This window comes from Mesorhizobium sp. M7A.F.Ca.US.005.03.2.1, assembly GCF_003997795.1.
GTDB classification, from domain to species: Bacteria; Pseudomonadota; Alphaproteobacteria; order Rhizobiales; family Rhizobiaceae; genus Mesorhizobium; species Mesorhizobium ciceri.
Genome location: NZ_RZRP01001166.1, coordinates 1 through 1,496, shown reverse-complemented (window position 1 = coordinate 1,496; position 1,496 = coordinate 1). Strand labels below are relative to the sequence as shown.

Below are 1,496 nucleotides of genomic sequence, written 5' to 3'. Positions count from 1 at the left end.
CCGACAGAGTCAGCGTGCCCTTGCCCAAGACGCCAACGGCAATGATGGAGTCGCCTGTCCAAACCGACCCGGGGCCCGTAATATTCACAATTCCGGTGGCTTGAGCATCCCAACCAACAATGGCGTTGTTGCCGCTGGAAACCTGTCCGCCATTTTCAATGCTGAGCGATCCATTGCCAAAGAGACCAACTGCGATGGCATCAACGAGCGTCCAACCCGAATCATTTCCGGAAATCACCGCGGAGCCAGTGCTGCCCGCGCCATACGCCACAACTCCCGAATCGTTGAAAACCTGACCGCCATTCTCGACGATCAAGCTCCCTTTCCCTTTGGAATCCCCATTGGAATCCCCGACCCTAAGGACGTCGGCAGTCCAGGTGGCCGACCCTGAAACTCTTGCGGTTGCCCACTCGTCCGGATCAGTTCCGTCAGTAGCAATGATCCCGGTAAAAGAGGTGAGCTGTGTGTCGATGTCGAGCGTGCCCCCCATGACGCCCAGGTTGCCCGCGAGGTCGGAAGCGTCGCCTGACAGCGTCAGCGTACCGGCGCCGGCCTTGCCGAAATGGCCGGGGCCGGTAATGGTCCCGGCATAGGTACCGTCGCTCGCCTGGTCGAAGACGACGGCGCCGGTGTTCACGCCTGAGAAGGTGAGATTGCCGCCGAAGCTGTTGGTGTCGCCGACCAAGGTGCCTTGATCGATGGTCCAGTCCTGCGCACCCGTGCCGGTCAGGGTAACGGTATTCGTCCCGGCCTTGTTAAAGCTCGTGAAGCCGACGAACTCGTCACTCGCGCCTACCGTGGCCGTATTCACGAGCTTCGAGACATTGAAGGCCGGTGTGGAAGGCAGCGTGTCATAGTCCCCGAGCATCAATGAGCCGGTCGCGCCACTCTCCACCACGACATTGCCGGTGATAATCGAGCCGTTTCGCAGGGAAAGCGTGTTGACGCCGCCGGTGAAGGTGATGGCGTTAGCCCGGCCAAAGAAAGAATCTCCCCCAGTAATCTCCCCAACGTTAAGCACCGCCAAATTGGCCCCAACGATGCCGGTACCACCGTTTCCATTGCTGGGCGTCAGGGGAATATAGCCGGGGGCGCCGCCACTGCCGGTTCCGCCAGCAGGGCCGTTAGAGCCGCCGGCATGGCCACCGTTGCCCTCGCCGCCAATGATCACTCCGCTGTTAAAAACCGTCCCACCATTTCTGAGGTCGATCGCTGCACCGGCGGATGCAGAAACCCCGGCGCGGCCACCGGTAATGCGACCGTCGTTGACGATGCTGCCAGAATCTCCCATCACAATGGCTGTTCCGCCGGTGGCTAAAGCCCCGCCCGTGCCACCGAGGACATCGCCATGGTTGGTCAAGTCGCCGCCGGCGTTCAAAACAATGCCCGCACCACCACCACCGCCGAAATTGGCGCCAGGATTGCCACCGTTGCTGGCGGAAACGGTGGCAATCCTGGCGCCAATTTCGGCGGTGGTGGTGGTGCGGGCATTGTTT

Annotated in this window: 1 pseudogene; it reads right to left on the bottom strand. The window is 61.2% G+C overall.

The features are described 5' to 3' along the window. A pseudogene (locus EN991_RS35825) lies at positions 1-1,496 on the bottom strand (hypothetical protein); the annotation flags it as partial.